This is a genomic window from Sphingomonas sp. Ag1 (genome assembly GCF_000980895.1).
Taxonomy (GTDB): Bacteria; Pseudomonadota; Alphaproteobacteria; order Sphingomonadales; family Sphingomonadaceae; genus Sphingomonas; species Sphingomonas panaciterrae.
The window spans coordinates 22,459-36,906 of record NZ_LAZX01000076.1 but is presented as its reverse complement, the minus strand read 5'-3'; the positions used below and the strand labels follow the sequence as shown (position 1 = coordinate 36,906).

Genomic DNA, 14,448 nt, shown 5'->3' with positions numbered 1-14,448 from the left:
CGCCGGAGCAGCCTCGGGCGCAGGCGCAGCCTCGGCCGCGGCGGCAGCAGCGGCACGCTCCTCGGCGCGGCGCTTCTCTTCCTCGGCCGCGCGGGCACGCTCGGCCTCCTCGCGGTGCCGCTGTTCCTCCAGCGCACGCATGCGCTGCTCCTCGGCCTCGCGCAGCAGGCGGGCCTGCCGCTCCTGCGGGGTCTCGTTGGACGGGGCGCGCGGCGGTGCGGGCGGCTCAGCGCGCGGTGCGGGCGCGGAGGGCGCCTCGACTTCCGCCGGTGCCGGCGCGGCAACCTGCTCCGTCGGCGCGGGGTCACCCGGCTTGCGGAAGGTGCGGGCCTTCTTGGTTTCCACGATCACCGTATTGGAGCGGCCGTGGCTGAAGCTTTGCTTCACCTTGCCGGTCTCGACGGTGCGTCGGACGCCCAGAGGCGCGCGCATGCCAAGTTTCGGCTTATCGTTGTCGGTCTCGCTCACTCAAATTCCTCGTGTGTCGTCACGGCCGGTACATGCCCGGAAAGCTCGGGCGCCGATGCGCCTTGCGCGGCCGTTGCGCAAGGTGCGGAGGTCAGACCACCCACCAAAGTATCACTTTGATGAGCTTCTGGGCTATCAGGGCCGATAAAGCGGCGCCAGCGATCGAGCGCGTCTCTCAACCTGCCGGCCGCCATGCGGTCGGTGACGCCGATATGTACCACGTTTTCGCGGCCCAGCGCCATCGACAATATGGGGCGTGGTATCGGCAGAACCAAGCCCCCCAGTCCGCTACCCTCGCGGTTGGACCCGACTCGCCAGGCCTGGGCCAGCTTGCGCCGCCCGTCCTCGCTCGCGTCCGCGGCATGGTACAATGCGTGTAGCCGCCCGGCGCGCGCTGCCTCGGCAATGCGGTCCGATCCGGTCAGCACGGTGCCCGCGCGCGATTCCAGCCCCAGCCGGTCGAGGGCCTGGCGCTCCAGCGCGGTGGCGATCATCGCGGGCAGATCATCGGGAATGATCATCTCGCCGGTCTTGAACGCCCGCGCCAGCGCCCCGCGCAGCTTGCCCTTCGCCTGGGCGGCGGCAAGCTCTGCCGCGGTCACGCCGATCCACGCCCCGCGCCCCGGCGCCTTGGCACGCACATCGGGCAGCACGCGTCCGTCAGGCGCCAGCACCAGCCGGACCAGGCCGTCGCGCGGCGCTTCCTCGCGCGACAGGATGCAGGTACGGACAGGATCGCTCATGCGCGCGCCTCCCGCCCGGCAACCTGGTGGCTGCCGGCCTGATGTTGGTTGGCGCTGCGGATCGTTAGCCGATCATTGTGAGGGTTCCGCATGCGCGTCTCCCTCTTTCGGTGCGGCAGGCGAGTCGCGATCAACGATCAGCACGCCGCCGGCACCGTAATTCTCCGTCGAAACTTCCTCGATCACGATCTGGACCGCGGCCGGATTCTTGCCCAGCCGCGTGACCAGCGAGGACGTGACGTCAGCCACGATCCCCGCCTTCTGCTCCTTGGATGCGGAGCCTGCCAGTCTGATCGACACGAACGGCATCAGGCCTCCGACTCCTCCGTCGCAACATCGGCCGCCGCGGCATCGGCCGGCGCGGCCTCCTCATCATCGAACCAATGCGCACGGGCAGCCATGATGATCTCATTGCCCTGCTCTTCGGTCAGGCCATATTCGCCCAGCACACCGCCCTTGTGCTCGGGACGGCGCGGTGCGTCCTCGTTGCGGCGGCGCGGCTCGGCACGCTTCTTCTCGATCAATTCGTCGGTGGCGAGGTCGGCGACATCGTCCAGCGTCTTGATCCCGGCCTTGCCCAGCGTGACCAGCATCGCTTCGGTCAGGTGCGGCAGCTGCGCCACCGCATCCTCGACGCCCAGCGCCTGGCGCGCTTCGCGATTGGCCTGCTCGCGACGCTCGATCGCCTCGGCGGCACGGCTCTGCAGCTCCTGCGCCAGATCCTCGTCGAACCCTTCGATCGCCGCCAGCTCGTCCAGCTCGACATAGGCGACCTCTTCCAGCTCGGTGAAGCCTTCGGCCACCAGCAGCTGGGCCAGCGTCTCGTCGACGTCCAGCTCGTTCTGGAATGCTTCCGACCGGCTGACGAATTCCTGCTGACGCTTCTCCGACGAATCGGTCTCGGTCATGATGTCGATCGCCTTGGCGGTCAGCTGCGACGCCAGGCGCACGTTCTGACCACGGCGGCCGATGGCAAGGCTCAGCTGGTCGTCGGGAACGACCACTTCGATCCGCTCTTCTTCCTCGTCGATGATCACGCGGCTGACGTTCGCCGGCTGCAGCGCGTTGACGACGAAGGTCGCGATGTCCGGCGACCACGGGATGATGTCGATCTTCTCGCCCTGCATTTCCTGCACGACGGCCTGAACGCGGCTACCCTTCATGCCGACGCATGCGCCGACCGGATCGATCGACGAATCGTGGCTGATGACGCCGATCTTCGCGCGGCTCCCCGGGTCGCGCGCGGCGGCCTTGATCTCGATGATGCCGTCGTAGATTTCCGGCACTTCCTGCGCGAACAGCTTCTTCATGAAGTCGGGGTGCGCGCGCGACAGGAAGATCTGCGGCCCGCGGTTCTCGCGCACCACCTTCAGGATCAGCGACCGGATGCGGTCGTTCACACGCACCACTTCGCGCGGGATCTGCTGGTCGCGGCGGATGACGCCCTCGGCGCGGCCCAGGTCGACGACAATGTGGCCGAACTCGACGCGCTTCACGACGCCGGTGATGATCTCGCCGGCGCGGTCCTTGAATTCCTCATACTGGCGCTCGCGCTCGGCATCGCGAACCTTCTGAAAGATGGTCTGCTTGGCAGCCTGCGCCTGGATGCGACCGAATTCGATCGGCGGCAGCGGATCGACCAGGAAGTCGCCGACGGTCGCGCCCTTCTGCAGCTTCTGCGCGCCATTGACGTCGACCTGCTTGTAGATGTCGTCGACCTGCTCGACCACTTCGACGACACGCCACAGGCGAAGGTCACCGTTGTTCGGGTCCAGCTTTGCGCGGATGTCCATTTCCTGGCCGTAGCGGGTACGCGCCGCACGCTGGATCGCATCCTCCATCGCCTCGATGACGATCGCCTTGTCGATCATCTTCTCGCTGGCGACGCTGTTGGCGATCGCGATCAGTTCCGCACGGTTCGCGGTGACGCCGGTAGCCATTACTCGGTTTCCTCTGCTTCGATTTCTTCTTCTTCCGCGCCCTCGACGGAGAGCGGGACGGTTGCAGCGATCAATTTGTCGGTCAGCACCAGCTTCGCGTCGGTGATCCGCGCGAAGGGAACGTTGGCCACCGAGCCCGTACGATTGCGGATGGTGATTTCCTCACCCTCGACGCCGACGATCTCGCCACGGAACTGCTTCTGCCCGTCGAGCGGCGCGTCCAGCGTCAGCTTCGCCTCATGCCCGGTCCAGTCAGCATAATCCGACAGGCGCGTCAGCGGGCGATCGATGCCGGGGCTCGACACTTCTAGGCGATAGGCGCCCTCGATCGGGTCCCGCCCCTCTTCCTCCAGCGCGTCGAGCACGTCGGAGATCCGGCGCGACAGATCGGCGCAATCGTCGATCGTCAGCTGCCGCGTGTCCGGCCGCTCCGCCATCACCTGCAGCGTGCGCTCGTCACCCTTGCCGAACAGCGCGACACGCACGAGGTCGAACCCGAGTGCCTTGGCCTCGGTCTCGATCATCTGGGTCAGCGCGGCCAAATCCGCCATCGGGTCTCCACATACACACAGGTTGTTGCCGCCGCGGAGCCCTGCCCCGCGACCCCTTGCATCTGGCGATGTAAGAGAAAGCACGGTCAATATAGATCGGGATGTGATGAGGGGCAATCCCCCACTGTCCTTCCCGGATCATCCGCGCCGGCAATGTTTCAAAATGTTGCCAAGAAGGTCGGAACGGGCCGCCCGCGGCATCGTTCACCACATATCACTTGGGAAAGGAACGCGCTTTGCTCTGGACGATCGTTGTCATCCTGCTGGTCCTATGGCTCCTCGGCTTCAGCCTGCATGTCGCTGGCGGCCTGATCCACATCCTGCTGGTGATCGCGCTGATCGTCGGGCTGGTGCAGCTCTTCACCGGCCGCCGCGTCTAGATCCGGTGGCTTCACCCCGGGATCCGTCCCGGGGTGACGCATCCGCGCCTCAGTCGGCGAACAACATCACCGGCGTCTCGAGCAGCTTCTTGACCGCCTGGACATAGCTTGCCGCATCCCAGCCATCGACGACGCGATGGTCGCAGCTGATCGACAGGTTCATCAGCTTGGCGCGCACAATGTCATCGCCCCGGAATACAGGCCGCTCGACGATCTTGTTCGGCCCGATGATCGCCACTTCCGGCCGGTTGATCACCGGAGTCGTCGCAATCCCGCCCAGCGGCCCAAGCGAGGTGACGGTGATCGTCCCGCCGCCCAGCTCCTCGGGCTTCAGCTTCTGCGTGCGCGCCGCTTCCGCGAGACGCCCGATCTCGGCTGCCAGCTGCCAGACATTCTTGTCCTGCGCATCGCGGATCACCGGCACGGTGAGGCCTGCATCGGTCTGCGCCGCCATGCCCAGGTGCACCCGGCCCGACCGAGTCACCACGCCCGCCTCGTCGTCGTAACGCGCGTTGAGCATCGGGAACTGCGGCAAGGTGCGGCAGATCGCGACGATCAGGAACGGCAGCATGGTCAGCTTCGGCCGCCCGCCACGATTGTCGTTCAGGTCGGCGCGCATCTCCTCCAGCGCGGTGACGTCGATTTCGTCGACATAGGTGAAGTGCGGGATGTTGCGCTTCGACGCGGCCATGTTCTCGGCGATACGGCGGCGCATCCCGATCACCTTGACCTGCTCGTCCTCGCGCGCGCGGCTGGCATGCGGCGCATGATAGCCCTGCCCGCCGGCATAGCGCAGATAGGCGTCCAGGTCGGCGTGGCGGATGCGGTCACCCTCCGACACCTTCACCTGCGAGAGGTCGACGCCCAGATCCTTCGCCCGCGCGCGCACCGCCGGGGAGGCCAGAACAGGAGCCGCCGACGCCGCGGCAGGCGCCACCTCGGCAACCGGCGCAGCAGCCACCGATGCAGCCGGAGCCGGAGCCGGAGTGGCCGGCGCCGCTTCCACCACGTCCTCGACGCCGGGATTCTCCGCCTCGAATGCCGCGGCTTCGTGCGCGCCGCCCAGCTTCTGCTCGACCTCCGCCGCGGTCTCGCCCTCCGGCTCGACCGACGCATCGGCGTCGGTTTCGATCACCACCAGCATCGCGCCGATCGCGATCTGGTCGCCGACCTCGCCGGCCAGCTCGACCACGACGCCCGACACCGGCGATTCCATCTCGACCGTCGCCTTGTCGGTCATCATGTCGGCGATATTCTGGTCTTCCTCGACCCGGTCGCCCACCGCGACATGCCAGCCGACGATCTCCGCCTCGGCAATGCCTTCGCCGATATCGGGCAGCTTAAAGGTGAAACGCGCCATAGCCTGATCCAAATCCGTTCGTGTCGAGCGAAGTCGAGACACTGTCTCGCGAAGCCCCGCCCCTCGACTTCGCGCGGGACGGACGGGGCGGGTGGGACTGGGTGTCAGTCCTTCATGATCTTTTTCAGCGCCATGCCGATGCGCACGGGGCCGGGGAAATACGCCCATTCCAGGCTGTGCGGATACGGCGTGTCGAACCCGGTCACGCGCTCCACCGGCGCTTCCAGGTGATAGAAGCACCGCTCCTGCACCAGCGCCGACAGTTCCGCGCCAAACCCGCCGGTGCGCGTCGCCTCATGCACGATCAGGCAGCGCCCGGTCTTCTTCACGCTCTCCTCGATCGTCTCGATGTCGAGCGGCACCAGCGTGCGCAGGTCGATGATCTCGGCGTCGATGCCGGTATCCTCGACCACCTGGGCGCAGACGTGAACCATCGTGCCATAGGCCAGCATCGTCACCGCCTGGCCCTCGCGCACGACCGCCGCCTTGCCCAGCGGGATCTTGTAATAGCCGGTCGGCACTTCGCCCGCGGGATGCTTTGACCAGTTCGCCGCCGGGCGATCCCAATGGCCGTTGAACGGGCCGTTGTAGATGCGCTTGGGCTCAAAGAAGATGACCGGATCATTGTCCTCGATCGCGGAGATCAGCAGCCCCTTGGCGTCATAGGGCGTCGACGGAATCACCGTCTTCAGGCCGGAGACGTGGGTGAAGATCCCCTCCGGGCTCTGCGAATGGGTCTGCCCGCCGAAAATGCCGCCGCCGAACGGCGAGCGCACCGTGATCGGCGCGGTGAATTCCCCGTCCGAGCGATAGCGCAGCCGTGCCGCCTCGCTCACCAGCTGGTCGAGCGCGGGGTAGATGTAATCGGCAAACTGGATCTCGGGCACCGGGCGCAGCCCGTACGCGCCCATGCCGATCGCGACGCCGATGATGCCGATCTCGGTGATCGGCGTATCGAACACGCGCGTCTTGCCATATTTCGCCTGCAGGCCGGCCGTCGCGCGGAACACGCCGCCGAAATAGCCCACGTCCTCGCCCATCACCACGACGTCGGGGTCGCGCGCCATCAACACGTCCATGGCGGAATTGATCGCCTGGATCATGTTCATGCGCTGGGTGGCGCCGGCGGCGTCAGTCTCCACCGCCGTATTTTCCGCGTTCGTCTCGATCACGTCACTCACCAGGCCAACTCCGTCATCCCAGCGCAGGCGGGGATCCATAAACGCATCATGTCGAAAGAGCCGCCGGGGGCGCGGCCGTGGCTGTTCGCCGTCGGGGCGGCGGCACTCACCGTCGCAGCGCTCACTTCTTGCGCGCCCACGGTCGCCCGCTTTCCTCTTCCTCGGCGATCATCTGCGCCTGCTGTTCGCGCAGATGCCACGGCATCTCCTCGAACACGCCGTCGAACAGCGTGTCGAGCGGCTGGTGCAGGCCATGGCCAAGGATGCCGTTCTTCTCGGCTTCCTTCTGCGCGGCCTTCACCTCGTTGGCGACTTCCTTGTCCATCGCCGCCTGGCGCTCCTCGTCCCATTCGCCGATGGTGATCAGGTGATCCTTCAGCCGGCGGATCGGGTCGCCCAGCGGCCATGCGGTCGGCTCGCCCGCGCTGCGATATTGCGACGGGTCGTCGGACGTGGAATGCCCTTCGGCGCGATAGGTGAAATGCTCGATCAGCGTGGGGCCCTGGTTGGTCCGCGCACGCTCCGCCGCCCACTGCGTGGCGGCATAGACCGCCAGCGCGTCATTGCCGTCGACCCGCAGGCCAGCGATGCCATAGCCAACCGCGCGCGCGGCAAAGGTCGTCGCCTCCGCGCCGGCAAAGCCGGAAAAGCTCGAAATCGCCCATTGGTTGTTGACGACGTTGAAGATCACCGGTGCGCGATAGACGGTGGCAAAGGTCAACGCGGAGTGGAAGTCGCCCTCCGCCGTCGATCCCTCGCCGCACCAGGTGGCGGCAATGCGCGTGTCGCCCTTCGATGCCGACGCCATCGCCCAGCCCACCGCCTGCGGATATTGCGTCGTCAGGTTGCCGGAGATCGAGAAGAAGCTGAAGCGCTTCTCCGAATACATGATCGGCAGCTGCTTGCCCTGCAGCTTGTCGCCCGCATTCGAATAGATCTGGTTCATCATGTCGACCAGCGGGCACCCGCGCGCGATCAGCAGACCCTGCTGGCGGTACGACGGAAAGCACATGTCGTCGGCGTCGAGCGCATAGGCCTGCGGCACGGCCACCGCCTCCTCGCCCAGCGACTTCATGTAGAAGCTCGTCTTGCCCTGCCGCTGCGCGCGGAACATGCGTTCGTCGAACGCGCGCACCGTCGCCATATGGCGCAGCATCCGCCGCAGCGTATCGGGCGACAGCTTGGGATCCCACGGGCCGACCGCGCGATTGTCGTCATCGAGCACGCGGACCATCGTATAGACGAGGTCGGTGAACCCGCGCGCGTCCTCGGCAGTGTCCGGGCGGCGCACCGATCCCGCGGCGGGGATCTCCACATCCGAAAAATCGACCGTGTCGCCGGGGCGGAACTTGGGCTCGGGCACATGCAGCGCGAGCGGGGGCAGATTGCTGCGGGCGGCGTCCGCCATAGTTTCTCCGGTTACTTGTTGCACCGGACAACGCGCCGGTGAGCAGATCGAATCCTTGTTATAAAATTTCAACGCACAGCGCCAGCGTCTGCGATGCAAGGAAATGTGACACGACCTTTTCGTCCGCCGAAACCGTCATGGATCATGGTTTCGAGTCGCACGATTGACTCCGCCGGTTGTAGGAACAAAAGAGGAACGTGAGTTTTGAGTGAGTCGTGCCCGTGCCATCCCCTGCCACCATTGCCGAGCTGAGAGAAACGCTCCGCGCCATCGAGGGCGACGGCCATCGCCGGCGCGAGACGCTGCCCTTCGGCGTGGCGGATATGGACTCGCGGCTCGCCGACGGCGGGCTGCGGCTCGATGGGCTGCACGAGGTTGCGGCGAAGGGCGCCGACATGTGCGATGATTCGGCCGCCACCTTGTTCATGGCGGGGATTGCCGCGCGCGCCTGGGGTCCGATCCTGTGGGTCGTGCGCCGGCGCGATCTGTTCGCCCCCGGCCTCTACCAGGTGGGCCTATCCCCCGAACGCGTCCTTTATGCCGAGGCGCGCGACGATGCCGAAGTGCTCGCGCTGATGGAGGAAGGGCTGCGCCACCGCGGTCTTGGCGCGGTGATCGGCGAGGTGAAGCGCGCTGCCATGTCTGCCACCCGCCGGCTGCAACTCGCCGCCGAAGGGGGCCGCACGATCGCGCTCCTCCTGCGCCGCCATGCGCGCGAGGATGCCGATCCGCTGGCCCCGCCCTCCGCGGCGCTCACCCGCTGGCGGATCGCTTCCGCCCCCTCCGTTCCCCTGCGCTGCGGCAGCATGGGCCGCCCGCGCTGGGCCGTCTCGCTGGTGCGGCAACGCGGCGGCGACCCTTTCGACACTTTGCTGGAGGCCTGCGATGACACGGGTCGTCTCGCTCTACCTGCCGCACTGGGCGATCGATCGCGTGCGCCGGGCCGAGCGTCGCCGCGCACCAACGCCGCGGCCTGAACCGGGCAATTCGCTCGATTCAGGGCCGCTCGATCTCGCGCCGCTGACGGCGGCGGTGGCCGAGGAACAGGTGCTGCAATGCGACGCGCCGAAGAACACCGGCTGGCGCCCCGGCGCGCGCTGGGCGCGCAGCGATGCGTCTGCGCCTGTTGAGAAGCGCTGGTCGCAATCGACGCGCGCCGATGTCGCACGCCAGGTGGAGGCGATGCCCGCGCATCAGCGCCCGCCGATGCGCGAAATGGGCCGCCGCAGCGAGGCCGCCGACCATCCCTTCCGCGCCATGCCGCCGGACGAAGGCGCGCGCCCCGTGCCCACGACGCTACCCGTGGGCCCCGATCCCGAGGACGTGCCCAACACTCGCTGGCGCGGCTTCGACGGCCTCGATCCCAACGCCGACGACCGCGCCGCCGCCGCGCTCGCACGGTGGAACGCCATGCCCAGCGTCCGCTACCCCGGCGAGGGACCCCATCCCGACAAATACGCCCGCTGTGGCTCCAACGATGCCGGCGCGCGGGTCCCCGGCGTCGCACCCTTTTTCGACACCGGCCGCACCCTCGCCAACACCGTCGCCCGCGCCAGCAATCTCCAACATCCCGCCCCCAAACCTCACAAACGCAATGTTCGAGAACTTCCGCCGCCCTTGATCACCGTCCACAAGATCGGCAGCCGCATCGAAATCGCCGCCACCTCGCCCGAGGCACGCGCCCTCGGCCTCACGCCGGGCATGGCGCTGACCCAGGCGCGCGCCGCCGTGCCCGACATTGACGTGCGCGACGCGGATGCCGCCGGCGACCTCGCCGATCTGCACCGCCTCGCCACTGCGCTCGCCCGCCGCTGGTGCCCGGTCGTTGCGCTCTCGGGCGAAGACGGCCTGTTCCTCGAGATCAGCGGCACCGCGCACCTCCACGGCGGCGAGGAAGCGATGGCGCGCCGCCTGCTGCGCCTGCTCGCCCGGCTCGGCATCACCGCGCAGCTGGCGATCGCCGACACCGCGGGCGCCGCCTGGGCCTTCGCCCGTCAGGCTGCGCCCGCTGCGATCATCCCCCCCGGCGCGCATGTCGCCGCGCTCGTCCCGCTGCCGGTCACCGCGCTTCGCCTCGCCGATGGCGCGCGCGAATTGCTCGCCCGGCTCGGCGTGGAGACGATCGGCGAGCTCATGGCGATGCCCCGCGCCCCGCTCGTCCGCCGCTTCGGCAAGACGATCGCGCAGCGGCTCGACCAGGCGACCGGCGCCCTGCCAGAACCGCTCGATCCGATCATCCCGGTGCAGCCGATCGCCGTCACCCGCCGCTTCGCCGAACCGATCGCCACCGCTGATGCGATCGGCCATTGGCTCGCCGGCCTCGTCGATGATCTGGCGGCAGCGCTGGCCAGGGCAGGGGTCGGCGCCCGTTCGCTCGCCTTCGTCGCCGCGCGTGTGGATTCGACCGATCAAGTCATCCGCATCGGCCTTGCCCGCGCCAGCCGCGAACCGTCGCACCTGCTGCGTCTCATCGCCCGCCGGATCGAGGAGATCGACGTTGGCTACGGCCTCGACGCGCTGACGCTCCACCTCGTCCGCGCCGACCCGCTCGGTCCCGAAACGCTGGGCGCGGCGCTTGCCGAACAGCAGGCGCCCGATCTTGCCCCTTTGGTCGACACGCTCGCCAATCGCATCGGCCCGACGCGTTTGTGGCGGCACCAGCCGATCGAAAGCGACGTCCCCGAACGCTCAGTCGCCCCGCTACCGCCACTCGATCCCCCCGCCACCGCCACCACCCGCCTGAAGCGCGACGACGTGCGCCAGCTCGACGGCCGCACGCCCGATCATGCCTGGCACCCGCGCTGGCCGCGCCCCGCGCGATTGCTGCGCCGTCCCGAGCCGATCGACCACGTCATGGCCGAAATGCCCGATCATGCGCCGCGCCGCTTCACTTGGCGCGGCCGCCCGCATCGCGTCACCCATTCCGACGGCCCCGAACGGATCACTGGCGAATGGTGGCGCCGCGCGGGCGAGCGCGACGGGGTGCGCGATTATTTCCGAGTCGAGGACGAACAGGGCCACCGCTTCTGGCTGTTCCGCCGCGGCGATGGCGAGCGCGCGGAAACGGGCGATCTCAGCTGGTACATCCATGGCACCTTTGCATGATCCGCATGGTGCCGCATGACCTACAGCGAGCTTCAGGTCACCACGCATTTCTCGTTCCTGCGCGGCGCGTCCTCCTGCGAGGAGCTGTTCGCCACCGCCGCACTGATGGGGATGCCGGCGCTCGGCATCACCGATCGCAACTCGGTCGCCGGCGTGGTCCGCGCGCTCTATGCGTGCGAGCAGCTGAAGGCGAAGCACGGCCTCCTCATCCGCTCCATCCCCGGCTGCCGGCTCGATCTGGTCACCGGCGAATCCCTCCTCGTCTGGCCGGAGGATCGCGCCGCCTGGAGCCGGCTCACCCTCCTCCTCACGCTCGGCAAGTCGCGCGCTGACGCGCGGCGCGGCGAGAAAGGCCAATGCTTCCTCCACTGGGAGGATGTCGCCGCGCATGGGGACGGCCTCGTCGCCGCGCTGGTGCCGGGGCGCAGTGGCGCGGCGCCGACCGCGCTGGCCGCCACTACCGACATCTTCGGCCGGCGCGGCCACCTCTGCCTCACCCCCTGGCGCCGCCCGGGCGAACGGCGGCGCTTTGCCGAGACCGCGCAGGCCGCCGCCGCCTACGGCCTCACCCCGCTCGCCACCGGCGACGTGCTGTACCACAAGCCCGATCGCCGGATGTTGCAGGACGTCGTCACCGCGATCCGCGAGAAATGCACGGTCGACGAGCTCGGTTTCCGCCGCGAACGCCATGCCGATCGCCATCTCCAGCCGCCCGACGAAATGGCGCGCCGCTTCGCCGCTTACCCCGATGCGCTCGCCGCGGTGGAGGCGATCGTCGAACGCTGCACCTTCTCGCTGCGCGACCTCGACTATCAATATCCCGACGAGATCATCATGTCCGGCCGCACCGCGCAGGAGGCGCTGGAACGCCTGTCGCGCAACGCACTCGCCGATCGCTTCGATGGCGCGCCGCCGGAGCCCTATACCCGGCAGCTCGAACACGAACTCTCGCTCGTCGCGAAGATGGGCTACGCGCCTTATTTCCTCACCGTAAACTCGATCGTCAGCTACGCCCGCTCGATCGAGATCCTGTGCCAGGGCCGCGGCTCGGCGGCCAATTCGGTCATCTGCTTCGTCCTCGGCATCACCTCGATCGATCCGGTCAAGCACCAGCTCCTCTTCGAACGCTTCGTCTCGGAGGAACGCCGCGAACCGCCCGATATCGACATCGATTTCGAGCATGAGCGGCGCGAGGAAGTGATCCAGTGGATCTACGAAACCTATGGCCGGGATCATGCCGCGCTGACCGCGGTGGTCAGCCGCTTCCGCACCCGCGGCGCGATCCGCGAAGTGGGCAAGGTGCTCGGCCTGCCCGAGGACATGACCTCCGCGCTCGCCGGCCAGGTGTGGGGCTGGTCGAACGAGGGCGTTCCCGACAGCCACGTACAGGCGCTTAACCTGGACGCCGGCGAACCACGCCTCGCGCTCGCGCTTGAGCTCGCCAAGGAGCTGATCGGCACGCCCCGCCATTTGTCGCAGCACCCCGGCGGCTTCGTCCTGACGCGCGATCCGCTCCAAGATCTCGTCCCGATCGAGCCGGCCGCGATGGTAGATCGCCATGTCATCGAATGGGAAAAGGAGGATATCGAGCATCTTGGCTTCATGAAGGTCGATATCCTCGGCCTTGGCATGCTCGGCTGCATGCGCCGCGCGTTCGATCTGCTCGGCCAGCACAAGGGGATCGCGATGACGATGGCGAGCGAGCCGTTGCAGGACGATGATGAACCGACGTTCGAGATGATCCGCCAGGCCGATACGCTCGGCGTCTTCCAGATCGAGAGCCGCGCACAGATGAGCATGTTGCCGCGGATGAAGCCGAGGAATTTCTACGACATCGCCATCCAGGTCGCGATCGTCCGTCCCGGCCCGATCCAGGGCGACATGGTGCATCCCTATCTGAAGCGCCGCGAGGGCAAGGAGCTGGTCGAATATCCCAATGATGCCTTGAAAGCGGTGTTGCAGAAGACGCTTGGCGTGCCCTTGTTCCAGGAACAGGCGATGCAGGTCGCGATCATCGGCGCCGGCTTCACCCCGGGCGAGGCGGACTTGCTGCGCCGCGCGATGGCGACATTCAAGATGACCGGCGGCGTGGGAGAGTTTCGCGAAAAGCTGATCACCGGCATGCGCACCAACGGCATCTCGCAGGCCTTTGCCGAGCGGCTGGTGAAGCAGATCGAGGGGTTCGGCAGCTACGGCTTCCCCGAAAGCCATGCGGCGAGCTTCGCCAAGATCGCCTACGCCTCGTCATGGATGAAATGCCATCACCCCGACGTGTTCTGCGCGGCCTTGCTCAATGCCCAGCCGATGGGCTTCTACGCCCCGGCGCAGATCGTCCGTGATGCCCGCGCGCATGGCGTCGAGATCCTGCCGGTGTGCATCATGGCCAGCGATTGGGACACGGCGTTGCTGGAGGACCGCAGCGCGCAAAAGCCGCTTCGCCTCGGCCTGCGCATCGTCCACGGCCTGTCCGCCGCCGATGCCGGCAAGGTCATCACCGCCCGTGCTGCCCGCCCCTTCACCTCGGTCGAGGATGTATGGCGTCGCTCCGGCGTACCGCTCGCCGCGCTGGAGACACTCGCCAAGGCGGATGCCTTTGCCGGCATGGGGCTCGACCGGCGACAGGCGCTGTGGGCGATCCGCGGCCTCGGCGACACGCCGCTCCCTTTGCTCGCCGCCATCGAGACGAAGGAGGATCCGGTCCACCTGCGCGCGCTCACCGCCGGGCGCGAGGTGGTGGAGGATTATCGCGCCACCCAGCTGACGCTGCGCCAGCACCCGCTCACCTTCCTGCGCGATCGTTTGCGTGAACGCCGCTGCGTCCGTTGCGAGGAGCTTAAGACCATCAAGGAAGGCACGCTGGTCGACGTCGCCGGCATCATCCTCGTCCGCCAGCGGCCGGGCAGTGCGAAGGGCGTGCTGTTCATCACCATCGAGGACGAGACCGGCGTCGCCAACGGCATCCTGTGGCCCGACCGGTTCGAGGCGCAGCGCCGCACCGTCATGTCCTCCGCGATGGTCAGCATCCGGGGCCGCGTGCAGAAGGAAGGGATCGTGATCCATGTCGTCGCGGATCTGATCACCGATCTTACCTGGATGCTGCGCGAAGTGGGGGAGATCGACCTTCCCTCTCTCGTGGCCCGCGGCGATGGCGCCACCCACCCCGGCGCCCCCGATCGCGGCGACGCCGGGTGGAAGCCGCGCAACCGCACTGACTATCATTACAGAGACGGGCACTATCGCGACCGGCCGGAGGATGTGATTCCGATCCGCAGCCACGACTTCCATTGATCTTGGTAAAGCGATCGGCTTAGG

The 14,448-nt window shown here is 67.7% G+C and carries 12 protein-coding genes; 4 read left to right on the top strand and 8 right to left on the bottom strand.

Features of this window, described 5'->3' with window-relative positions; genetic code table 11:
* The 5 genes from XM50_RS03125 to rimP form a co-directional block, all read right to left on the bottom strand.
* Positions 1 to 468, bottom strand: a 468-nt coding sequence (locus XM50_RS03125; RefSeq protein ID WP_046407306.1) for a translation initiation factor IF-2 associated domain-containing protein, incomplete at its 3' end; no start/stop codon positions are given.
* Positions 465 to 1,211: a DUF448 domain-containing protein gene (locus XM50_RS03120; protein WP_046407305.1), complete on the bottom strand. Its 747-nt coding sequence runs from the start codon at positions 1,209 to 1,211 to the stop codon at positions 465 to 467. The genes XM50_RS03125 and XM50_RS03120, both read right to left, overlap by 4 nt.
* Before the next feature lie 72 nt (positions 1,212 to 1,283).
* Positions 1,284 to 1,520, bottom strand: a complete 237-nt coding sequence (locus XM50_RS03115) for a tautomerase family protein (RefSeq protein WP_046407304.1) — start codon at positions 1,518 to 1,520, stop codon at positions 1,284 to 1,286.
* Positions 1,520 to 3,151, bottom strand: a complete 1,632-nt coding sequence (gene nusA / locus XM50_RS03110) for a transcription termination factor NusA (protein WP_046407302.1) — start codon at positions 3,149 to 3,151, stop codon at positions 1,520 to 1,522. Before nusA ends, XM50_RS03115 begins: the two co-directional genes overlap by 1 nt.
* On the bottom strand, positions 3,151 to 3,702 hold the full coding sequence (rimP, locus tag XM50_RS03105; RefSeq protein ID WP_046407300.1) for a ribosome maturation protein RimP: 552 nt from the start codon (positions 3,700 to 3,702) through the stop codon (positions 3,151 to 3,153). The genes nusA and rimP overlap by 1 nt, the downstream gene beginning before the upstream one ends.
* Before the next feature lie 236 nt (positions 3,703 to 3,938).
* Between rimP and XM50_RS19935 the strand changes: the two genes are divergently transcribed.
* Positions 3,939 to 4,082 carry a lmo0937 family membrane protein gene (locus XM50_RS19935; RefSeq protein WP_125945859.1) on the top strand — a complete coding sequence of 48 codons (144 nt, stop codon included), beginning with the start codon at positions 3,939 to 3,941 and terminating at the stop codon, positions 4,080 to 4,082.
* Between the two features lie 49 nt (positions 4,083 to 4,131).
* On the opposite strand, the gene XM50_RS03100 is transcribed toward XM50_RS19935, so the two are convergent.
* The 3 genes from XM50_RS03100 to XM50_RS03090 all read right to left on the bottom strand — a co-directional run bounded on the left by XM50_RS03100 (position 4,132) and on the right by XM50_RS03090 (position 8,031).
* Positions 4,132 to 5,442, bottom strand: a complete 1,311-nt coding sequence (locus tag XM50_RS03100; RefSeq protein ID WP_046407298.1) for a dihydrolipoamide acetyltransferase family protein — start codon at positions 5,440 to 5,442, stop codon at positions 4,132 to 4,134.
* Between the two features lie 104 nt (positions 5,443 to 5,546).
* On the bottom strand, positions 5,547 to 6,551 hold the full coding sequence (locus tag XM50_RS03095) for an alpha-ketoacid dehydrogenase subunit beta (RefSeq protein WP_046407317.1): 1,005 nt from the start codon (positions 6,549 to 6,551) through the stop codon (positions 5,547 to 5,549).
* 193 nt (positions 6,552 to 6,744) lie between these two features.
* Positions 6,745 to 8,031, bottom strand: a complete 1,287-nt coding sequence (locus XM50_RS03090) for a 3-methyl-2-oxobutanoate dehydrogenase (2-methylpropanoyl-transferring) subunit alpha (protein ID WP_046407296.1) — start codon at positions 8,029 to 8,031, stop codon at positions 6,745 to 6,747.
* 221 nt (positions 8,032 to 8,252) lie between these two features.
* On the opposite strand from XM50_RS03090, the gene XM50_RS03085 reads away from it, so the two are divergent.
* From XM50_RS03085 to XM50_RS03075, 3 genes are read left to right on the top strand one after another with little or no spacing between them, the layout of a single operon-like run.
* A complete protein-coding gene (locus XM50_RS03085) occupies positions 8,253 to 9,008 on the top strand; it encodes an ImuA family protein (RefSeq protein WP_046407293.1) in 756 nt (251 codons plus the stop codon).
* Complete coding sequence (locus XM50_RS03080) at positions 8,917 to 11,136, top strand: DUF6504 family protein (protein WP_052742393.1); 2,220 nt, start codon at positions 8,917 to 8,919, stop codon at positions 11,134 to 11,136. Before XM50_RS03085 ends, XM50_RS03080 begins: the two co-directional genes overlap by 92 nt.
* 15 nt (positions 11,137 to 11,151) lie before the next feature.
* On the top strand, positions 11,152 to 14,424 hold the full coding sequence (locus XM50_RS03075) for an error-prone DNA polymerase (protein WP_046407291.1): 3,273 nt from the start codon (positions 11,152 to 11,154) through the stop codon (positions 14,422 to 14,424).
* The last annotated feature ends 24 nt before the right edge of the window (positions 14,425 to 14,448 follow it).